The following is a 21,797-nucleotide window of genomic DNA, read 5'->3' on the forward strand; positions in this document are numbered from 1 at the left end:
GCGCAATATGGGGATAGGTTGACTTTTTGGGGCGGTATTGATATTAAGAATGCCTTACAGGGTTCACCCGAACACGTAATTGAAGAGGTCAAGACGCGACTGCATCTTTTGGCAAGAGGGGGAGGATATATCCTGGCTCCCAGTAATCATCTTCAGCCCGATATCCCCCCTCAAAACGTAGTGACCCTTTTCAAAGCCGCACGGGAATTCGGACACTATCCCATCTCAAATTAAAAGAAAGGCAGGTAAGACTAATGGCTTGGATCCGTACCGTACGTGGTGATGTAGATCCCCGTGAATTGGGTATCACTTATATGCACGAACACCTTTATTTTCTGCCACCGGAACCTTATGCAACTCAAGACCCCGATTTACGCCTGGACGATCCCGGTGTTGCAATCCGCGAAGTTACTTGGTTCAAAAAGGCCGGCGGTAGTGCCATTGTTGAGATGACCACGCCTGAGTTGGGACGGGACCCATTGGTATTACGGCGGATCTCTGAAACCACTGGTGTCCACATCATCGCTACCACCGGGTACAACAAGGCTAAGTTCAGCGCTCCATGGGTGGCAGATAAATCACCCGAAACTCTAGCCGAAGGAATGATCCGCGACCTAATACGAGGTATAGATAACACCGACGTGCGCGCTGGGGTGATTAAAGCTTCCAGCAGCCTAAATGAGATAACCTCAACCGAAGCCGTTGTTCTAACGGCTGCGGCTTTAGCGCACCGTGCCACTGGAGCCCCTATCTCCACCCACACCGAAGCCGGCACCATGGCTTTAGAGCAAATTCAGCACCTGACCGCAGAAGGTGTTCCTCCGCATTGTATTCTCATTGGTCACCTCGATCGCAAATTAGAGTCGGACTATCTACTCGCCATCGCCCGCACTGGGGTTTATTTAGGTTTTGACCAGATTGGTAAAGAAAAATATGCATCTGATAACCTACGGATAGATGTGATCAAGATGCTGATTGCTAATGGTCATGCCGATCAGATCATGCTCTCAGCCGATCTGGCACGTAAGAGTTACTGGCCCAGTTTTGGTTTCGGAAAAGGACCCGGCCTAACGTTTATCTTATGGCGGTTTGTGTCCCGTCTAATTGAGGAAGGGATTGATAAGGCCATTGTCCAGCGCTTTCTGGTCGAAAACCCGGCTCGGTTCCTGGCGTGGGTGGAAAAGTAACCGAGGTATTCATGGACCGTCTTGTAGTCTACAACACCATTCTGGTAACCCGGTTAGTTCCTCTCTTTTATACACCGCAGATTTCTGTAGCCTTTGACATAACGAAATGCTGTTTACAGGCCGGCGCTAAAGTAATTGAATTTACTCATCGGGGTGAACAAGCGGCGGTTGTGTTCGCTGCGCTGCGCCAGGAGTTTAATAAAGACTGTGTGCTCGGGGTTGGAAGCATTTTAGATGCACCTACGGCTACCTTCTACATTGCTCAAGGGGCGGATTTTATTATCAGCCCCATCTTTGATCCATCCCTTGCTTCCCTTTGCCATCGTCATGGTGTTGCCTATATCCCCGGCGCGGCTTCACCCACAGAAATCGTGAATGCACTTTCCTACGGAGTGGAAATTATCAAACTCTTTCCCGCTGCTGCATTGGGTGGACCGGCTTATCTTCGCAGCCTGCGTGGTCCCATGCCCTGGGTTAAGATCCTTCCCACCGGAGGAATCCCGCTGGAAGAGAAGGCGATCCATGCCTGGCTGGAAGCCGGCGCAGTTGCTATTGGAATGGGAAGTGAATTATTGCGTCGTGAATGGATAGTAACTCAAAGATTCGATCTCATCGAAGATGCGGTGCGAAAGGCTCTGAATTGGTTGCACGCCTTTCAATCCCAGCCCAGGATATAACGTGCCTTCTCAGATGTTGAGAATTGTAGGGCTTCAATAAAATAATCTTGAAATTCCTGGTCTTGGGGCAATGACACATATTCCATTTGTTCGACTAACGTAACTGCACGCTTGCGCAGAGACCGATTTAGCAATGCCATGCATGCGCCTGCCCCGGCGACGTTCCCCACGGCTCGAATCCGCTGAGGATCAACAGGTGGGAGCATCCCCAATGCTAACGCATGAAGTGGACTGATCATCGTCCCAAAAATGCCCCCAAGGAATATCCTGGCAAGATCACGCTTTTCCAAACCGGCATATTCCATCAAAAGTCTAATCCCCACACTTAAAGCCCCTTTCGCCAATTGCACCGCACGAACATCCTTCTGAGTAAAGAGAAGAGGCAAACCATTATAAGTATCAGAAGCAGACACAATTTCTATTGCCCGTTCGCCAGAATCGGCCTGGGTCACGCAGGGCGCTTCACTGTTTACAATCCGTCCATCGGGACGGATTAAGCCCGCTGCAAGCGCCTCGGCAACGATCTCGATAACTGCAGAACCACAAAAGCCCTTTGCCTTGACCGCCCCATGCCCTTTTGAACCGTTATCCTGTCCAATCCATGTGACTTGAAAATTTCCTCGACGTGGATCATAACGCACGTGCTCAACCGCCCCGATGCCAGCCCTCATCCCATGGGTAATCTGAGCCCCTTCAAAAACCGGCCCCAATGGCACAGAAGTACAGAACAGACGCTTCCCATGCTTCAGGATAATTTCACCGTTTGTCCCCATATCCATTAACAAGGCATTTCCTTCGATTGTCTCCAATCCGCTTCCCAAAACTGCTGCCACAGCATCAGCACCGACGTAGCCCGTTTTCAAAGGAAGAACATGTAATCGCGCTGTAGGCGCTAATTTTAAGCCGACTTCAACCGCCGGTAAGTCCAATGCTGTCTGCACCACAGGATTAAAAGGTGTCCTTCCCAGCCCAGAAGGATCTAATCCTAACACAAGATGATGCATCACACTGTTTCCAACCAGAACGACCTCGATAATATCCTCTGTCCGGATATTCGTTTGATGGGCTAACCCCCCGATCAATGAATTAAGCGCTTCAACTAGAATCTTTTGTAAATGCTTACAGCGTTCTAAATCGGTCTGAGCATAGGCGATCCGCGAGATAATATCTGCCCCGTAGGTAATCTGAGGATTAAGAGCAGAGCCTGATGTCAAAATACGCCCTTCGATTAAGTCGCATAGATATACTGCCAATGTGGTTGTCCCAATATCTATCGCAACGCCATAACTATGGTCACAAAAGCCTGGCTGAACATGAGCCACTTCTTGTTCATCACGCAGCGTAAAGGTAGCTCTGGCCCATTCCGAGCCATTGCTAAGCAATAAAGTCTCTTTGACCTCTTGTGACCAGGCTAAGGGATGAATTCCAGCTACAGTCTCCACCGTTTCAACCACCTGGTCCAACCATCCCTTAGGATTATGCATACCTCGAACCGGAAGAACCACCTGGCACAGTCGTATAACCGGCTCGGTCTGGAATTCATTAATGAATAGTGTTTTTTCCTTAATCCAGCGGCGTTGCCTGCTCTCGACAGGAATACGGATAACGGCATTCCCTCGAACCTCAACCTGACAAGCCAGGCGCCAGTTATGGGTGTTTCCTCTTTGTCTAAAAAACGCTATTTCCTCCGGTGTGGGAGCAGAAAGTGCTTCTGGGTCTGCTGCTTCTACGATGACAGCACATTTTCCACACCACCCCTTTCCACCACACGGGGCAAACAAATCAATGTTTGCGCTTCGCAGTCCCTCAAGTAGATTCTCCCTTGGTTTAAGAGATGCTGTTTTACCATCAGGATAAATAATGACGTTTGGCATAGCGGTCGAATACCCTCAACGCTTCTTCAATCAATTATAGTTTCTCCTCAGTCCAAGTAGTTATAATTGAATTAGTCACATACTTGAGAGGGAATCATGCCCGATTCAATCATTGCCACAATATTTCAAGCCGTAGTAGATGGTAATACAAGGGGCACCCTTGAAGGAATTGAGCGAGCCCTGGAACAAGGACTGACCGCCGAAGCGACATTAAATCAGGGTCTTATCGCCGCCATGCGTGAAGTTGGACGTTTATTTGAAGAGGGCGAATTTTTCGTCCCCGAGATGTTGGTTGCCGCCCGGGCCATGCAAGCCGGTCTTAACCGCCTGCGGCCCCTCTTAGTGGCGCAAGGCATTCAGCCACTGGGTAAAGTTGTTTTGGGAACAGTAAAGGGCGATCTGCACGATATTGGCAAAAATCTGGTCGGTATGATGCTGGAAGGGGCTGGCTTTGAGGTGATTGATTTGGGCACTGATGTCTCGCCCGAAAAATTTCTAGCTGCCATTGAAGAACATCAACCTCACATACTCGGTATGTCGGCTCTTCTAACCACCACCATGCCTAATATGAAACTCACCCTCGAAGTTCTAGAGCGCGAGCAGATGCGTAATAGGGTGCGTGTGATGGTTGGAGGTGCCCCGGTGACCGAGGGGTTTGCACGTCAAATCGGTGCCGATGGTTACGCTCCAGATGCCAGTCGGGCCGTCGCTTTAGCGAAACACCTGCTCTCAAACTTTCCTGAGCAATCCTAAGGGGAGCATCATCCGTGTCTCGAACGCTTTTACTTGTGGATGATGATGTCCTGCTCCGCCGCTCCCTGGGTTTTAACCTGGAACGTGTCGGCTATAAGGTGCATGCAGTTGCCACAGCGGAAGATGCCTTAGCTTGGCTTAAGATCAATCAACCCGATCTAGTCCTGTTGGATCTCACTTTACCCGAAATGGATGGTCTGGAAGCGCTGCGCATATTACGTCGAGAGTGGCCATCGTTACCAGTTATTCTCTTAACCGCCCGCCGGCGCGAATTGGATGAGATCCTGGGGTTAGAATTAGGCGCCGATGATTATGTAACCAAGCCCTTCGATATTGATGTCCTTGTCGCCCATATTAAAGCCGTCCTACGCCGCACCGAGAGTCCACCTCAACCTATCTCAGTAAAGCCGATTACACTCGGGGACCTCATACTCGACCCTCAAACCCGGCAGGCCACACTACGAGGTATTCCCCTTTCACTTTCTCCGCGCGAATTTGACATACTATATCTCCTGGCTAGTCACTCCCCCCAGGTCGTTTCCACAGAGGATCTATTGACTCAGGTCTGGGGATCGGAGTTCGAAGGGCAACCGCAAGTGGTCTATGTTCATATTCGATGGCTACGCGAAAAAATTGAATCCGATCCTAATCATCCCGAGCGAATATTGACCGTTCGTGGAGTTGGCTATCGTTATGTCCCTCTGGAAAACAAAACATGAACCGTCTACGCATTCGCCTGTTACTTTTAAGCATTGCTCCTCTGGTCATCATATTACCAGTGGTGATATTTGCCAGTTCATCCCTACTGCGTTCCCAGATCATTCTAAACAATCTGCTTAACGATTATTCTCGCCAGGCGCTTCTTGCCTCTGAGTTGCTTGCAAATCGCCCTGATGTGTGGCAAAATCGCCGCCTCGCTCAGGATGTCCTGATACGCATGGCAGAGATTATTCCCACCCGCCTGCTTCTTTTCGATCCCCAAGGCGAACTTATTGCATCATCGAATTCGGGCGATACGTTGCTTATCGGCACCCGTTTTGAATTTCCCAGCACGAACAATGCATTTTCACAAGGCAATATTGTTTTGGCACAAGTTGGAAACGATGAAGGACTTCTTACTCCTGTTCGGGATTCCTTAAACAACCTACAAGGATACATTTTTCTCAGTACGCCCTTTGCCGAATTTACGCGCCGCACAACGGCTTTGGTGTGGATTCTTTTGCTCACCGGTGGCGCAGGCCTCATTCTAGGTATTTTCCTTGCCTTGGGATTTACTCAAGATCTTGAACGCCCCATTAAACGGTTGAGCCATGCCGCTTATTCCCTGGCTTTAGGTATGACTCCCCCTCAATCCATTCCTGAGGACGGACCGCAAGAATTGAGACTTTTAGCAAGGGCGTTCAACGCCTTTCTCGAGCGACTGCAGACCCTAGAGACCAGTCGAAAGCGTCTCCTGGCCAATCTGGTTCATGAACTAGGAACTCCACTAAGTGCTCTCATTTCCGCTGTCCAAGCCCTTCGTTCAGGAGCCACAAACGATGCTGCGTTGCGCGATGATCTGCTTCAGGGGATGGATCAAGAATTGAACCGTCTCCGAAGGTTGACCGATGAACTGGCTCATCTCCATGATCAAGCCTTTGGCACCTTTGAACTCCACACCCAAACGATTAACACATCCGAGTGGATTGCTGGATTCCTTGCCCCTTGGGCGCAGGCCGCTCGCGAGAAACATCAGCAGTGGTATGTGGAAATTGCCGGTGTACTGCCTGCTCTAAATGTTGACCCAGATCGCCTCGCCCAAGCACTGGGCAATATTATCCACAATGCCATTCGCTACACACCGAGTGGCGGTAAAATTGTTGTTCAAGTCTTTGCTGATGAGTCTGAATTCCACTTCATTGTAGCTGATAGCGGACCCGGTATCTCCCCGGATGAGCAATCTCTCATTTTTGAGCCGTTTCAACGTGGTAGCACAGCCCGACGCTTCCCCCAAGGCATGGGACTTGGCCTAACCATTGCCCGGGACCTCATTCATGCTCATGGGGGGCGAATCGAAATAGAAAGCTCCCCAGGCCAAGGAAGCCGTTTTGAGGTCATTCTCCCTCTGCGTACATCCAAGTCGAATAGCGAATCCCAAGTTAAGTAGCCTTATTCCCATCTTCAAATCTTCTTCATAACCCATTGATGAAATCTTCATAAGATTGGCTTAAGATTTGAAACGTGTTGTTACCAAACTACGTTTAGATTTGTATCGTGGAGGTGAGAATGAACAAGAAATCTCCCTGGACAACCGTCCTACTCATTATTGGAGGATTACTAATCCTCGCACTTCTGGTCAGCCTGGTGCTCTTTTTTGCCCGTCAGTGGACCTATGGCGTTTATAGAATGCCCATGCATCTCTGGGGTATGCATCACTGGGTTTACCCTCCCGCAGTCGTTTGGCTTTGGCCGTTGCTGATGCTCTTCGCCCCACTTCTACTCCTGGTCCTGTTGATTGCGGGGATTGTCTGGTTAATGCGCTACGTCTCCCCCAATACACCCTCGACGCCTCAACCGCCAAACGCTTTGCTCTGCCCACAATGCAAACGCCTAATCCAATCTGATTGGCTGGTTTGTCCCTATTGCGGAACTAGGCTAAAAGAAACCCCTCCAACCCATTAGAGAGATATTCATCAACCGGCAAACGTTAAACTGCCGGTTGATTTCTTGCTGAAGAAGGAAAATGCCGAATTGGTTTCCTGCGCCGTGTAGTCCCTTCTGCCACCTTAGAAGAAAGGCTGGTGCGCGTCCGCTGGGTTTCTACGCTCAAGGGTGGCAACCCCCAGGCCATTCGTGCCCAATTGCATCGCTCGAGCATCTCGGGGGTTATCTCCACCCGCCCATTTCTCCATTGGACACCAAAATCACGACAGGGTGAAGGCCGCCGCTCATAAATACGGCAACGCACCGAATGTCCGACTTCACCCTCCAAGGCAATGCACCGCGGTGGATTACGGTCTGTACCACGCATAAGGTGATAAAAAGGGGGAAGGGGAGCCGTGAGTTCAGATGGCACATAGCCCCCAGGTGCTTTATCGGTTTCTCCCCAATAGAATGAAACCCGAAAATAAGCACAACAAGCGCCACACGTTCGGCAAGGATTTTCACCCTTGGCCTTCATACCAACTGTTACCTGCCCAAGTCGTAATGATAAAAGTTCACTATAGATTACTACTGTATTCCTTGGTCGTTGCCAAGGTTTTTAGGCCCCATAAGTGCGATCTCGTTCCCGGAGTCTTAAAACCAACGCAACTGCCTCGGCACGATTGCGTACCCCTAACTTAGCAAAAATGGACTTCAAATGACGCTTAACTGTATTAAGGGAAATGAACAGTTCCTGTGCAATTTGGGGATTTGAATGCCCTTCGGCCACCAAACTTAACACCTGCCGTTCTCGATCTGAGAGTAAACCCAACGGTGTTTCTTTCCCTTGCTGAGCTTGAATTTCCCCAACGATTTCCAGAAAAACTCTTCGTTCAAAGGTCCGTTTCTCGATATACGCGACTATCTTACCCCCCTGATACAATGCCTCAATCAATCGCGGTGATGAAAGACCGCTGACCACAATGGTGGGAATTCCTCGTGCATAGGTATGATCTAATAACCGCACTCCACCTAACTCCTCACCAGTCCCCGCTTGAACGTTTTCCCGGTTTGTGTTTATCGACTCTATAAGAGAGAGATCAACCACAGCCAAATCAAAGTAGGCACGACGCAAACGATTTAGGGCCTCTCCCAAACCAACGCAAGTTTGAACCCGAAAGCCCACTCCTCCCAATAACTCGCCAAGGAGGTTACGCCATCCCGCATCATCGTCCACCACTAAGGCACTTTGTCGATTCTCTTCTCTTTTTTCTCTACCCCCTTCAATTAGAGAGGGCTCAGGAAAATCCTTTTCTTCCCCAACCACCACTGGAGCAGTTGCTAAGATCTCGCGGATCAAACTACGAAAATGCGTCCGACCAAAGGTTTCTTTACGTAAGCACGTTAGCGCACCGTACTCACGTAAGGCCATCACGGCAATTTCTACCGTTGCATACCCGGTAAGCAAAATTGCTGGACAGAGCGGAGCCTGCTGACGGATTGCCTGCAAAACCAATAACCCCTGCTGATCAGGTTGCGACTCACTCAGCGAGAGATCAACGATAGCCAGGCGATAGGCATGACGCCGCATTAATGCCTGCGCCACAGTCACGGTCTCAGCAAAGTCTACATCCAACCCCTCCTCAGTCAACACCTCACCAATCGCAGAACGCCAGGCTAAATCATCTTCAACAATAAGCGCCCGTCCCAAACGGCTACGCCTCACTACTATCCTCCTTGCTCTCAGAGGCTACCGGAAGTCGTAAGTAAAAATTCGTACCCTGCATAGGATGGCTTCTCACCTTAACCGAACCCCCTAAACGCGTCATCAGCGTTTTGACCCACCAAAGTCCAAAGCCGATATGACTTGGCTTGTGGTTGGAGAAGTGCAGTTCAAAAATACGATCCTGAATTTCAGGAGGAATACCAGGGCCATTGTCGGTAACCCTGACTTCGACCCATTGGCCTTCAAGATGACCAGAAATCTCAATTTTGCCCTTTCCTCCCAAGACCTCACACGCATTTTCGATGAGATTCTGAAATACCAAACGCAGATTGGGCTCACTGGCAACTACCCAGGGCAACTTCTCCAAGTTTATCAGAGACACTTCGATCCCTGAGGGCAAAGACAACGAGCGCAATGCTCCTTGCACGCAAGCCAGGATTGAAACAGGGCCAGGTTGGATCGGATGTAAAAGGATCAGGCTCTCGCGTAAAGCATTTAGGGCATTGCGCGTGGTTTCCTTGATTTCCTCCAAGTTGCGCGCAAGATAGGCGTCTTTTTCTAATACTGAACGGCTCTTTTCCTGTATGCTTTCAATTTTGACCGGGATGATCCCGATTTTGTTGTTCATCTGATGAAGCAGATTGGCAGCAACATCGCCTAAAGCTGCAAACGTTTCACTTAGCATCTGACGCTCATGTGCCGCCCGAATGGCCTCCTGGCGCTCCGCGCTTTCTACCGCCAGCACAGCATATCGCGCTAAGATGGTAAGCACCTTTTTATCCCAATCTGACTCAATGAAATGCCCCGGATCTTGTTGAGTACTATACACCGCAAATGCCCCTATTGCTTTGGCGCTTTGATGGTGCTCGATCAGCGGCACTACCAGAGCCCGTTGCCATCCCTGTTGACGGGCTAATTCTGGACGAAAGAACCATGCCTCTTCCGGTAAATTGGTGGATATAACCACCTCACGATGAAGGACCGCTCGTCCAATCAAAGAACTGTTGAGTGGTAAGCGTTCAACGTGCTGATGACCTTCCAAGGATGCCGCCAGACGTAAACTTTCACCCTCTAAAAGCCAGATAGCTGCCGTGGCTGCATTCAAAAGATGACAAGCCACACTAACTAAGTAGTGTAAGACCTTAGAACAAGATTCGGTTAGTAATTTCTCGGTCAATTCTTGCAACGCATCCAGCAACTTAACTTCTTGGATGGCAATCACTGCCTGGTTTGCCAAAGCCTGTACGAGACGGCTGTCCTCTTCTGAAAATGTGCCGGGATTGGGGCTTTCTAAATTCAACACACCCTCAACCCTTCCACTAGCGCCAATTAAGGGCACGGCCAATTCAGCACGGATCTCAAGCCCCGGGTCTAACGGAGAGTACATTTTAGCCCAAGGATCTTCGGTCACATCGGGGATGCATAGAGGCTGACGATGCAAGGCTACCCACCCGGTAACGCTTCCTGCATCTATCGGTAACTTCTCGGCTTCTTGACTATGGATAGATTTACCAATCACAACGCTGGGCAATAAATACTTTCCACTTGCATCCACCAGGCGAAAACTACCGTATTCAGCATTGGTCACCTCTAGTGCCATCCTAAGAATAGTTTCCAGGGTATCTTCCAATCGAGGGCGAGAGGAGATCAACAACCCCGCTCGCCGCAATCGTATCAATTCCTCATCCCGCCGCCAGATGGCTTCTCGTGCTCGCTCGGCTTGTCGGGCATGATAAACCGCCATCGCCGCTTGATTGGCAAAATTCTCCAAGGCGAAAATCTCGATCGGTGTGAACGCACGTGGCTCATAGAGGTAAACATACAAAACCCCCACCACCCGACGGGCCACAATCAGTGGAAATGCCGCTCCTGTGATCGCACCCTCACGCTGGCGCTGCAAAGGAAGGTCCAAATCAGGTTCTTCTTCCAGCAGTACCCGACGCTGCCGGTTAATCGCCCGCCAACCCAAGCCCTGAGGACGCGGGGGAGCAGGCTCAAGACCGGGACGCACAAGACGTTCGCCCGCTGCCGCTCGTGATTCAAGGACAAAACTCTCTCGGCTAGCATCATATAGGTAAAGCACGGCGCAACTACCCGGCACGATACCAACAACGCTGTTAACCACCAAGTTGAGCAAACCCTCAAGGGTGATGGAATCGCTCAATCCCAGGTGATTTACCAGGGTAGAAGACTGGTTTAGAACATTGAGAATGCGCGTGAGTTCGCTCTCCGCACTTGACATAAAGCCACCGGACACCTGTTCGGACAAGAAAGGCAATGATTAGGGGGATATTATATGCAGGATTGCGTGGGCGTAAAGACCCAAAACGCGTCAGGGTGCCTACATCCAGGCACCCCGCGCATAGAACCAACACCCCAGGAGAAAAAGATGTCTGTTATCCTGCCAGACCCATTGCTAACATCGCTCGCGCCACGCGCAGGAACCCAGCAATATTTGCGCCATGCACATAGTTTCCCGGAACGCCAAAGGCTTCGGCGGTGGTATAGACTTGATGGTGGATATTCTGCATGATCTTGCGCAGTTTCTGATCCACGGTCTCAAAATCCCATTGTTCACGGCTGGCATTTTGAGACATTTCCAACCCTGAAGTCGCCACGCCGCCTGCATTTGCTGCCTTTCCCGGCGCATAAAGAACGCTGGCCTCTAAAAATATTCTCACCCCTTCAGGGGTCGTGGGCATATTGGCCCCTTCGGCAACAACACGGCATCCATTGCGCACCAAGGTAGCCGCGTCTTCGCCCGAGATTTCGTTCTGGGTAGCACACGGAAAAGCCACATCACAGGGGATCTTCCAAATATTCCCCTTCGGGGTGTATTTCGCTTGCGGTCGGTACTGCGTGTAATCCTTGAGACGCCGACGCTCCACTTCTTTCAACTGCTTGAGTAAAGGAACATCAATACCCTGTTCATCAAAGACCACACCATCTGAGTCCGAACAAGCCACCACCTTTCCACCTAATTGATGAACCTTCTCAATTGTGTAAATCGCCACGTTGCCCGCACCCGAGACCACACATGTTTTCCCTTCCAGGGACTCTCCCCGCATCTTAAGCATTTCCTCAACAAAATAGACCAAACCATAGCCAGTTGCCTCTGTGCGGACCAACGAACCACCCCAATCCACACCTTTCCCCGTTAACACACCGGCTTCATACCGATTGGTCAGGCGTTTATACTGCCCAAACAGGTAACCAATTTCGCGCGTTCCCACCCCAATATCACCCGCAGGGACATCTGTATGTTCCCCGATATGGCGATATAACTCGGTCATAAACGATTGACAGAACCGCATGACCTCACGATCAGACTTTCCCTTAGGATCAAAGTCACTCCCCCCTTTAGCCCCTCCCATGCCCAAGCCGGTCAAGGCGTTCTTGAAAATCTGCTCAAAACCGAGAAACTTGATAATCCCCAAATAAACCGAAGGGTGGAAACGAAGCCCTCCTTTGTAAGGGCCCAAAGCGCTGTTAAATTCAACCCGGAAACCACGATTCACATGCACCTGACCGCGATCATCTTCCCAGGTTACCCGAAAGATTATTTGGCGTTCGGGTTCGCATAACCGCTCCAAAATTCGCTCGTGGCGTAAGTCCGGGTAACGCTCCAAGGCTAGAACCAATGAACTCAAAACCTCATGCACGGCCTGGTGGAACTCAACCTCCCCTGGGTTGCGTCGCACAACCTCCGCATAAACATCTTCAACAACAGCTTGGGCATCCGGATAGGCATGAATGCCAATTGTGGTGATCGGTTGGGTGGAAGGGAGAATGCTCATGATCGCCTCCAGGTTGAGATGTTGTGATGTTGCCTACGATCATAGCGCCAACCCTTCCTAACGGCTATTACCCGAAAGGGTCATTTTTACCCCCTTATCCTTTTTTATCAAAACCTAACGGACTTAGGGCCGCAAACGTTATTCTTCGGTTGACTCTGAAAATTCGAACAGAGAGGGCAATTGAGCCAGCGCTTCCCCCAGCCGCACCCCCGGCCAGGTAATCAAAGAGCCATCTACATAATAGATCCGTCCAAACTGAGCGGCGGACGTTTCGGCGAAAATCTCCGCCAAGCGCTCGCGGTCTTCTGATCGATAGGGGTATGGCTCACTCGGAACGATGATGACCTCAGGGTCAGCCCGCAAGACCTCTTCCAGGCTGACACGAGGATAACGAGTATCCCGATCACCCGCTGGTTCTCCGAGAGTCTCACCCAACTCGGACTCTAAGGGATGGCGGCGTTCACGATCTGCGAAGACATTATCACCCCCAACAAGGTGGAGGAGATCACTGCTATAGGTATCGCGATTAAAGGTCATCCACCAGCGGCCATAACGCGGATGTTCTTCTTCCCAAACAGGACAAAAATATCGTATCCCCCGACGCTCGCTTGCCGCCAGTTCGGCAACCTCTACGCTCTTTTCCAAAAACCGCAAGGTTTGAAAAGCGCGATCTCGCGCAAAAAGTTGCACCAGGGCCCACAAGTTGGCCAGGGCTTCGCGCACCGTCTTCGAGAACGTAACCCAAACCCGGCACCCGGCCTCCACTAGTGCTTCAATATCCTCAGGTGAGTTCTCTTCCTGATCAGCAATAATCAAGTCGGGCTGCAGAGCCAATACGTCGCCCACACGAATGCTTTTAGGCCCCCCTAAGCGGGGGTAGGTATTTACGACCCCTTCCGGATAGATACAGTAATCCGTAATCCCCACCAAGGAATCGCCTAGCCCCAAACGTAAGATAGATTCGGTCATTGACGGCACAAGAGAGATCACCCGTTTGGGCGAAAGGTCAAATGAAGGCAATTGGCGAAGTTTATTTAAGTCTTTGCTTTTCATTTCGATCCCAGCCTTTTCAGCGCCACTGCACTCATCAAGGCTGCCCCATAGATCAAGGCTTGTTCATCAAAATCGAACTTGGGGTGATGATGTCCATAGATCAATCCACGCTCAGGGTTAGAACTCCCCACCATGAAGTAACATCCAGGCACTCGTTCCATCAACAAAGCCATGTCTTCAGAAACCATGGTTCGATATGACGTATCTACGATAACTTCAGGTAATACCTCACAGGCAGTTTGAGCAACTAGAGCTGTCATTCTCTCATCATTAACCACAGGCGGCGTAAGATCGGTGATTTTTATCTCCCCTTCGCATTCCATGGCATGCACAAGATGATCTGTAAGTTGGGTAATTCGATTTAGCACCAATTCGCGAATAGATTTTGAAAAAGTGCGCAGTGTACCCCGGAGAAGCACATTTTCCGGGATCACATTATGCGCATCGCCACCGTGCACCTGAGTGATGCTAAGAACCGCGACATCCGATGGAGGCACATTCCGTGAAACAATGGTCTGTAGCGCCAAGATCAACTGCGCCGCCGTAACAATTGGATCATGCGTCTGATGTGGCAATGCCCCATGACCTCCGCGTCCCCGTAGGTTTACTTCAACCACATCTGAACCCGCCATAAACGGACCTGGGGTAGCCGCTATCCAACCCACCGGTTTCTCATTCCAAAGATGAAGCGCTAAGGAGAAGTCTGGGTGCGGGCTTTCAAGCACTCCATCTTCAAGCATGGCTTGAGCACCGCCCAAACCTTCTTCAGCGGGTTGAAAGACAAATTTCACCTTCCCATAAATTTCATCTCGATGATGAGCCAGTAATCTGGCCACGGTTAGACCAATCGCCACATGTCCATCATGGCCACATGCATGCATAACTCCCGGCCGAGTTGAAGCGTATTCGGCACCCGTTTCTTCTTGGATCGGCAGCGCATCCATGTCAAAGCGCAGTAGCAAGGTGGGGCCCTCATGGGCACCTTCTAGCAAACCGACCACGCCGGTTTTGCCAAGGCCTGTGCTAACTTCCAACCCTAACGTCCGCAGTTCCTGTGCTACAATCCCCGCGGTACGGTATTCTTCAAACCCCAGTTCCGGATGACGATGAAGGTCTCGACGCAATTGCTGGGCATGTGGAAATAGCCTAGAGGCTTCCTCAAAGAGGGATTTCATCTCACCTCCTCACCACACGACCCGATAAAAATATTCTTCATAACGAGGTTGCTCGGGGGTGCTCCCCGGCGCAAGGCGTGCCCGCATACGCACCTCTAATTCATTAAAATCCGGTATCTGGCTGCGATGAGCACGCAAGGCTTCGATCTTGTGGCCCCAATAAGGCGTAACATCTAGTCGGACATTCGGCTGGCGAGTCAGCGAAAACCATACTTCTCTGACCTCATGCGGTTCTAACCCTTCCTCAGTTAAGAGTTCAGGGAAGAACATTGGATTCCCTGCTGCCGGGAAAACCGCGTCCATCACAATTTGCCCAGCCACACGGTGATCAGGATGATTGATGCGATTTGGCGCCGGAAAATAATTCAAGGGATCACAGGTCACAATAATATCCGGTCGCTCGCGACGAATTACCCTGACCACGTCCCGCCGCGCCTCCAGAGTCGGCACTAAATAGCCATCCGGGTAATCGAGAAAGGATACTTGTTTCACCCCCAATACCGCTGCAGCAGCGCGCTGCTCTTCCTCACGCATGTTTTTCAACGTCTGCGGAGGAATCACACGACCATTGACTCCTTTATCTCCGCGGGTTAGAAGACAATACCTTACCTCATGGCCTCGCGCACACCAGTAGGCAATAGACGCCCCGCAAAAGAATTCGGGGTCGTCCGGGTGTGCCAGAATTACAAGAATCTTTTGGGGTGAATCCCAATCAACGAAAAGTTCCAGATCGTTGCTGTCCATAGGGTTCAGGTTGATCGTTTGCTTTGGGTTCCCTTTGATTTATCCGTTGGGGGATTAGAAGGCGGCGTGCTCCCATTCGCAGGGGTAATCTCTTCCTTGGGAAATTCACGTACTCCGACCTCGGGAATTTCTACCTTAACTTTCCCCATCAGGATGTTCAAATCCACCACTTTACCCTCACCTGCTGGAGTGAGCACACGCTTATTGCGCTTAGGTAGATCACGACATGCCTCGCAATATTGTTCGTATTCATAAATTAAGCAACAGCGCAATCGTCCGCACATTCCAGTAATTTCAGCCGGTGTCAGGGAAATATCCTGCTCCTTCGCCATTCGGATGGAGATGGAATTAAACTCGGTGAGGAATTTGGAACAGCAGCGTGTCTCCAAACCACATGCCCCCATCCCCCCCATATACTTGGCAACATCGCGTGGTCCCAACAACCGATACTCAATTTGCACCGTTGGGAAGAGCCTTTGTACTGCCTGGCGAAAAGCTTTGAGATCTTGTTTCTCTTCGGTATCACTACTATACAGAATCGCCAGGTAAGTACCATCCAGACTGTATTCAGCCCCAATGATTTTTATTCCGTTCAAACCCAGTTCAGTTACTTTTTGAGCGCAGAGATAAACGGCCTGTTGTTCTTTTGCCTGCCACAATTGGCGCAAGAGCAAATCGCGCGGCGTTGCCAAACGTGTAATTGGCTTCCATCCACCTTCCGGGGGTTGACCCGGTGGATCTACAATCTGCACTATCTCCCCAATCTGCCATCCCCGCGTTGTTTCAACAACCACCCGATCCCCCACTTGAGCATCTTCAAGATGGGTGGCATCATAGTGATAAACCTTTCCTACTTTGGAAAATCTGACCCCAACAATAAACATATCCGTGCTTAACGCCATGAGGTTAACCTGTAATCTCAATCTTTGGAGCGAGTCGCTCTGCCTGCAATGCCGTCACGCTGATTTGAGCGGCTAGACGACGGGCAATTTCTATCAATGCTTTGGCCGGAGCCGAATCAGGTTTGGCTACGACCACTGGTGAGCCGTGATCCCCGCCAATGCGTACCATTGGATCCATAGGAATGTTCCCCAAAAACGGAACCCCAGCTTTCTGAGCCAGTTTTTCCCCTCCTCCTTGGCCGAAAACATCCATACGGCTTCCATCCGGTAGTACTAGATAACTCATGTTTTCTATTACGCCTAATACCGGCACATTGAGTTCGCGGAACATCTCCAAACTTCGTGCTGCATCTTCCACCGAAACGGCTTGGGGTAAAGTCACAATCACGGCACCGGTGAGAGGGATGGATTGAGCCAGGCTTAGGGGCGCATCTCCGGTCCCGGGCGGGAGATCAATAATCAAATAATCCAATTCACCCCAGGCGACATCCGAAAGAAATTGCCGAATCGCGGAGTGAAGCATCGGTCCCCGCCAGATCAGGGGTTTACCTTGAGGTACTAAAAATCCAATGGACATCACCTTTACACCAAAGGCTTCGGCTGGCTGCAACTTTTCACCCTGGAAAGGAGGAAGGCGATCCACACCCAACATCGTGGGAACATTGGGGCCATAAATATCTGCATCCAAAAGCCCCACCGTGGCTCCTTCTTTGGCCAATGCCACCGCCAGATTAACTGCTACCGTTGTCTTACCCACACCACCTTTGCCCGAGGCTACCGCCACAGCGTTCTTAACCGGCAATTGCAAACTACCTCGGATACGCCCATCGGTGGCCACATTGGCTTGCAAATTTACTCTTACCTCTTTCACACCTGGCAAGGCCATCAAAGCCGACTTCACATCGTCCTGAATTTGATCACGCAGAGGGCATGCGGGTGTGGTGAGGACAATCTCAACAGTCACAACCCCATTATCCACTTCCAGGTGACGAACCATATTTAGCGAAACAATATCCCGCCCCAATTCAGGATCTTTGACTTGACGTAGAGCCGATAATAAAGCCTCTTGAGATAACGTATCAGCGCTCATGGTTACTCCTTTCGTGGCTTCAATTGTAATTCAAACCCGGCTTCTTTTCACGCTTTTTTGTGCTCAGATAAGAATGCCTTTACTTCATGACGGCATTGCTCATATAAATCAACCAATTCCTGATCTGGCCCACGATATCGGCGGACGGTTGTACGAGCACATTGCGTACACCCCCGCATGCCACGAAAGGAATCGGCACTGCACGTCATGCAGTTATTAAGGCGGGCCATAAGTAAGGTAAAAGCAACTTGATCAATCAAAGAGGCTGAGATGCGTTCAATGCGGACAACCAAATCTTGCCACAAGGGACTGCGTAAATCCTTCAAGTAAGGAAGTACTCTTAGCGGAAACAACATTTCGGTGTCTTCGTTATACATCCTTCATCACCCCGCTGTGCCTTCAGTTTTTTTGGCGCTGCCTTTTTGAGCCCGTGCCGCTTCTTCAAGAGCATAGTCGGTTGGCCGGATTGATGCGTAGTATGAAACAGGCTTAGCGAGTCTCTCAATATCAAAAATGTGCTCGCGCAAGCGATCATATGAGGCAATCTCATAATCGTGATCCATCTTGATGGCGTCAAACGGACAGTATTCAGCGCAAAAGCCGCAATTCATACAAATATCCACGTCAATATAGAAGGCTGCAGGAGTAGGGATAGGTCGGCCAGTCTGTGGATCATTTTTGCGCACAATCCAAATACACTGCGGCGGACAGACTTTGGCACAAATACCGCATGAGGTACACCGCAGTTGCCGTTCACCGTTTGCCCCTTCTTCGTAAACCAGGAAGGGCAAATACCGAAAGGCTTCGGGCACCGGCAGTTTTTCTTCCGGGTACTGCACCGTGAAGATGCCTTTCACATCACTATTGCGGCGCATCTCTATCCCTTCTGATGTAAAATAGCGGCGCTTCCCATGGCGGATATCTTCTATATAAGTGACCATCAAATGCCTGAAGGTCACCCATAGGCTTTTTAAAATACCCCATCCTGTCATGTGATTCGTCTCCCTTCTTGTTTAACGATCCACTTCACCCAGGACGATATCAATTGAACCGAGGATGGCAACAACGTCAGCCACCTTATTCCCTCGCGCCATATCTGCAAGGCTGGTCAGGTTGATGAAGGAAGGGGCGCGAACATGGTAGCGCCAAGGATTGGGCTTCCCGTTAGAAACCACATAGAAACCCAACTCACCCTTAGGACCTTCCACGCGTCCGTAGGCTTCGCCGGGGGGCACGCGTACCTGGTATTGGGGCTTGCCGCTCATAATAGGACCTTCGGGGATATCCCGCAACACCTGTTGCAAAATGCGTAAACTCTGGCGCATTTCATCGAGGCGGATCAGGTAGCGATCATAAATATCCCCATGGTAGCGCACTGCTACATCGAACTCCAGCCGGTCATAAATGCTATAAGGATCAGCCCGTCGCACGTCGTACGGCACTCCCGAAGCCCGCAACACCGGACCTGAGGCCGAATTGGCGATCGCCTGCTCGGCAGTTAATATGCCCACCCCTTCACACCGCTCCCGCACAATTTCGTTTTTAGTCAAAAATTCATCCATCTCATCCACTTTACGCGGTAAACGATCATTAACCAAACGGCGTACCTTCTCCAAAATATCATCCGACACATCTCTCGCTACACCACCGAAGCGGAAGTAGTTGCACATCATGCGCGATCCCGAAACGGCTTCGAAAATATCTAGGATTAACTCGCGCTCCTCAATCGCATAAAGTGCCGGTGTGAAATAAGCGCCTAAATCGTTAAGTAAGAACCCGATGGCAAAAATATGATTAAGAAAACGGGTCAGTTCGGCCATCATCACCCGAATATATTCTGCCCGTTCCGGTGGCTTAATACCCGTTAATTTCTCAACCGCCAGGGCATAACCAAAATTATTACTCATTGAACAGATATAATCCAGGCGATCGGTAAAAGGCATGTTTTGGAGGAAGGTATTACGCTCCCCGATCTTCTCGTGGTTGCGGTGCAAATAGCCCATTACTGGCTTTAAGTCTAAAATTGTTTCCTCAACTAACGAAACAACCATACGAAAAACGCCATGGGTTGAAGGATGTTGCGGCCCTAGATTGACGACCAGCGTCTCCGCATGAAGATCATCCTGATCCTCAACACGTTTTAGCGCACGATAAATAGCCTCATCATCTGCTGGCGTCCAGGATTCCGGGTCAAACCCGGGTGGATACTGCACGTTATCCCCAAACGGGTTGCGATCCTCGGCACGAAAGACAAAACCCTCCGGCCAGCGGCTCTTATAGGGTTTGGCCTCTTCCTCGAAGTAGGGTTCTCGCCAATCTTTACGCAGTGGGAAGCCCGCAAACCCTTCCCACATGAGGATCCGTCGCAAGTCAGGATGCCCCTCAAAGCGAATTCCCAGGAGATCCCACGCCTCACGTTCCTGGAATTCTGCTCCGCGGTAAAGGGGCACCAACGAGGGCACCCGGGCATCCTCACGAGGGGTCTGCACTTTCAGCACTAACGCCGGCCCACCCAGCGTTTTGTAAAGATGATAAACTACCTCCATCTTTCCCTCAGGCAAATAGTCCACACCAGTAACTGAAGAAAGATAATCATAGCCATATTCATCACGCAGTAATCGCACCACCTCAAGCAGATGTTCACGCTCAACAATATATCCCTGATACCCGGGACGAGTATCCAGGTGAACCTTATCCGGAAAGAGAGCGCCCAGATCCGGGATTTGAGCAATTTTGGGGATAATTTCACTCATGAGCCATCTCTCCTTGACTTTCTTGGGGCGTCTGTCGGTGGGTTGCCTCACGAATTAGAGCATATTTACGTGGATCCATCAGATCGGGTCCCAATACCGGCACAGGAATCGGTTCAGATGGACCTTTTTGATACCAGGGAAGATCACGCAAACTTTGGCGTTCAATTTTCTTTTGCAATGCAATCAGTCCGTTTAACAAAGCCTGAGGGGTAGGGGGACAGCCAGGAATGTAGACATCCACCGGAATAAACTTATCAATCCCCGACACAACGTTATACCCTTCCTTAAAAGGCCCACCTCCTGAGGCACAAGCCCCCATGGCAATAACATACCGTGGTTCAGCCATCTGGTTATAAAGCCGCACAATTTGGGGCACCATTTTCTTGGTCACCGTCCCAGAAACGATCAACACATCGCTCTGGCGCGGGCTGGGTCGCATCACCTCCATACCAAAGCGCGCCAAGTCATAGCGACTGGCCGCGGTGGCGATCATTTCAATCGCACAACAGGCCAAACCAAACATCATCGGCCACAGGGAGTTAGCCCGTCCCCAGTTATAGATTCGTTCCAGGGTGGTGATTGTAACCTGATGGCGCAATTCGGGGGGAATTTCATAGCCTGGCGAAGTAATATCTTTACTGTCATTCATCTGAGCACCTCAAACGCTCTTGGTTGCGAATTCCAAAAAATCATTCTGACATCTTCCTAATTGTACCGGGGATCACTTTCCTGTCAACCATTAATTTAGTAAAATATTTTTTACTTAATTCAACAACAACCAGTAAAAGACCCAATTACCAAGTTATGGAAGATACTCGCTCCGCCATCCTTTCATTTATCCAACAGCATCCTCTTTGCACAGCCAAGGACATCGGTAATGCCCTTAATCTCACCACTGCGAATATTCGCTATCACATTAACATACTGGTCAGAGAAGGGAAAATTCAACGGGTCAATGCTCCCGGCAGGGCATCCAATCGTGGTCGCCCTGCAACCACTTTCAAGATTAACACCGTTCCCTCTCCCCACACTCTAATATGGCTATGCGATTTGTTAATCAAAGCCATAACTGAATTGTCGAAGGATTTCTCCGAAAACCCATTAACGCGCCTCTTAAGCCCTTATCTTTCGGCCCTCGTTCCCACCACCCCAAGCCCAACGCTTCGCCTCAACCAAACCATAGAAGCACTAAAAGGACTTGGATACGAGGCACACTGGGAGGCCCACTTTACCGGCCCTGTTTTGATCCTCTCTAATTGTCCCTATTGGCCGCTTCCGGTGAAAACGCCCCACATCTGTGCATTGGATGGCTTTTTGCTCGAAAAGATGAGCGGCTTTCAACTTGAGCAGATACAACGCGCCAACCTCGACAGCGGTTACCCTACGACATGTTTATTTAAAACAATTAGCCCCGGCTCAAGAACCGGGGCCAACACATAATCCC

At 50.3% G+C, this 21,797-nt stretch carries 22 protein-coding genes and 1 pseudogene; 8 read left to right on the forward strand and 15 right to left on the reverse strand.

Going from position 1 to position 21,797, the window contains the following annotated elements:
* The 3 genes from AC01YT_RS01825 to eda form a co-directional block, all read left to right on the forward strand.
* The coding region (locus tag AC01YT_RS01825; protein WP_476672509.1) for a uroporphyrinogen decarboxylase family protein at positions 1-234 on the forward strand (234 nt) is incomplete at its 5' end.
* A gap of 20 nt (positions 235-254) precedes the next feature.
* On the forward strand, positions 255-1,187 hold the full coding sequence (locus AC01YT_RS01830) for a phosphotriesterase family protein (protein WP_476672511.1): 933 nt from the start codon (positions 255-257) through the stop codon (positions 1,185-1,187).
* 11 nt (positions 1,188-1,198) lie between these two features.
* Positions 1,199-1,864: a bifunctional 4-hydroxy-2-oxoglutarate aldolase/2-dehydro-3-deoxy-phosphogluconate aldolase gene (eda, locus tag AC01YT_RS01835; RefSeq protein WP_476672513.1), complete on the forward strand. Its 666-nt coding sequence runs from the start codon at positions 1,199-1,201 to the stop codon at positions 1,862-1,864.
* Here the strand turns inward: eda and AC01YT_RS01840 are convergent.
* Positions 1,843-3,738: an ASKHA domain-containing protein gene (locus AC01YT_RS01840; RefSeq protein ID WP_476672515.1), complete on the reverse strand. Its 1,896-nt coding sequence runs from the start codon at positions 3,736-3,738 to the stop codon at positions 1,843-1,845. The genes eda and AC01YT_RS01840 overlap by 22 nt on opposite strands.
* A gap of 96 nt (positions 3,739-3,834) precedes the next feature.
* Between AC01YT_RS01840 and AC01YT_RS01845 the strand changes: the two genes are divergently transcribed.
* The 4 genes from AC01YT_RS01845 (at position 3,835) to AC01YT_RS01860 (ending at position 7,152) form a co-directional block, all read left to right on the forward strand.
* Complete coding sequence (locus AC01YT_RS01845) at positions 3,835-4,491, forward strand: corrinoid protein (protein ID WP_476672517.1); 657 nt, start codon at positions 3,835-3,837, stop codon at positions 4,489-4,491.
* A 14-nt stretch (positions 4,492-4,505) separates the two neighbouring features.
* Entirely contained in the window at positions 4,506-5,210 is a 705-nt protein-coding gene (locus AC01YT_RS01850) for a response regulator transcription factor (protein WP_476672520.1), read from the forward strand.
* Entirely contained in the window at positions 5,207-6,637 is a 1,431-nt protein-coding gene (locus AC01YT_RS01855) for a sensor histidine kinase (protein ID WP_476672522.1), read from the forward strand. The genes AC01YT_RS01850 and AC01YT_RS01855 overlap by 4 nt, the downstream gene beginning before the upstream one ends.
* A gap of 119 nt (positions 6,638-6,756) precedes the next feature.
* Positions 6,757-7,152: a zinc ribbon domain-containing protein gene (locus AC01YT_RS01860; protein ID WP_476672524.1), complete on the forward strand. Its 396-nt coding sequence runs from the start codon at positions 6,757-6,759 to the stop codon at positions 7,150-7,152.
* Positions 7,153-7,177: 25 nt separating this feature from the next.
* On the opposite strand, the gene AC01YT_RS01865 is transcribed toward AC01YT_RS01860, so the two are convergent.
* The 14 genes and pseudogenes from AC01YT_RS01865 to AC01YT_RS01930 all read right to left on the reverse strand — a co-directional run bounded on the left by AC01YT_RS01865 (position 7,178) and on the right by AC01YT_RS01930 (position 21,002).
* On the reverse strand, positions 7,178-7,651 hold the full coding sequence (locus tag AC01YT_RS01865; protein WP_476672528.1) for a YkgJ family cysteine cluster protein: 474 nt from the start codon (positions 7,649-7,651) through the stop codon (positions 7,178-7,180).
* A gap of 81 nt (positions 7,652-7,732) precedes the next feature.
* Entirely contained in the window at positions 7,733-8,839 is a 1,107-nt protein-coding gene (locus AC01YT_RS01870; protein ID WP_476672529.1) for a response regulator, read from the reverse strand.
* Positions 8,829-11,081, reverse strand: a complete 2,253-nt coding sequence (locus AC01YT_RS01875; protein ID WP_476672530.1) for a GAF domain-containing protein — start codon at positions 11,079-11,081, stop codon at positions 8,829-8,831. Before AC01YT_RS01875 ends, AC01YT_RS01870 begins: the two co-directional genes overlap by 11 nt.
* A 154-nt stretch (positions 11,082-11,235) precedes the next feature.
* Positions 11,236-12,636, reverse strand: a complete 1,401-nt coding sequence (gdhA, locus tag AC01YT_RS01880; RefSeq protein ID WP_476672531.1) for an NADP-specific glutamate dehydrogenase — start codon at positions 12,634-12,636, stop codon at positions 11,236-11,238.
* Between the two features lie 138 nt (positions 12,637-12,774).
* Positions 12,775-13,689, reverse strand: coding sequence for an ABC transporter substrate-binding protein (locus AC01YT_RS01885; RefSeq protein ID WP_476672532.1), 915 nt, complete (start codon positions 13,687-13,689; stop codon positions 12,775-12,777).
* On the reverse strand, positions 13,686-14,864 hold the full coding sequence (locus AC01YT_RS01890) for a M20 metallopeptidase family protein (protein ID WP_476672533.1): 1,179 nt from the start codon (positions 14,862-14,864) through the stop codon (positions 13,686-13,688). Before AC01YT_RS01890 ends, AC01YT_RS01885 begins: the two co-directional genes overlap by 4 nt.
* A gap of 9 nt (positions 14,865-14,873) precedes the next feature.
* Positions 14,874-15,608, reverse strand: coding sequence for a PIG-L deacetylase family protein (locus AC01YT_RS01895; protein WP_476672534.1), 735 nt, complete (start codon positions 15,606-15,608; stop codon positions 14,874-14,876).
* A 5-nt stretch (positions 15,609-15,613) separates the two neighbouring features.
* A complete protein-coding gene (locus AC01YT_RS01900) occupies positions 15,614-16,510 on the reverse strand; it encodes a PSP1 domain-containing protein (RefSeq protein ID WP_476672535.1) in 897 nt (298 codons plus the stop codon).
* 4 nt (positions 16,511-16,514) lie between these two features.
* A complete protein-coding gene (locus AC01YT_RS01905) occupies positions 16,515-17,600 on the reverse strand; it encodes an Mrp/NBP35 family ATP-binding protein (protein ID WP_476672536.1) in 1,086 nt (361 codons plus the stop codon).
* A 47-nt stretch (positions 17,601-17,647) separates the two neighbouring features.
* The gene (locus AC01YT_RS01910) at positions 17,648-17,977 is read right to left on the reverse strand and encodes a hypothetical protein (protein ID WP_476672537.1); all 330 of its coding nucleotides are present in this window, start codon (positions 17,975-17,977) and stop codon (positions 17,648-17,650) included.
* A gap of 6 nt (positions 17,978-17,983) precedes the next feature.
* Positions 17,984-18,592 carry a 4Fe-4S binding protein gene (locus AC01YT_RS01915; RefSeq protein WP_476672538.1) on the reverse strand — a complete coding sequence of 203 codons (609 nt, stop codon included), beginning with the start codon at positions 18,590-18,592 and terminating at the stop codon, positions 17,984-17,986.
* 21 nt (positions 18,593-18,613) lie between these two features.
* Positions 18,614-19,756 (reverse strand): NADH-quinone oxidoreductase subunit D, encoded by a 1,143-nt coding sequence (locus tag AC01YT_RS01920; protein WP_476672662.1) that lies wholly within the window; start codon positions 19,754-19,756, stop codon positions 18,614-18,616.
* Between the two features lie 213 nt (positions 19,757-19,969).
* Positions 19,970-20,353 (reverse strand): annotated as a pseudogene (locus AC01YT_RS01925) (NADH-quinone oxidoreductase subunit C); the annotation flags it as partial.
* Positions 20,346-21,002, reverse strand: a complete 657-nt coding sequence (locus AC01YT_RS01930) for an NADH-quinone oxidoreductase subunit B (protein WP_476672539.1) — start codon at positions 21,000-21,002, stop codon at positions 20,346-20,348. The gene AC01YT_RS01930 and the pseudogene AC01YT_RS01925, both read right to left, overlap by 8 nt.
* Before the next feature lie 23 nt (positions 21,003-21,025).
* Here AC01YT_RS01930 and AC01YT_RS01935 point away from each other — a divergent pair, with 23 nt between their 5' ends.
* Positions 21,026-21,793, forward strand: a complete 768-nt coding sequence (locus AC01YT_RS01935; protein WP_476672540.1) for a helix-turn-helix transcriptional regulator — start codon at positions 21,026-21,028, stop codon at positions 21,791-21,793.
* The last annotated feature ends 4 nt before the right edge of the window (positions 21,794-21,797 follow it).

It is taken from the genome of Thermanaerothrix sp., from assembly GCF_056331585.1.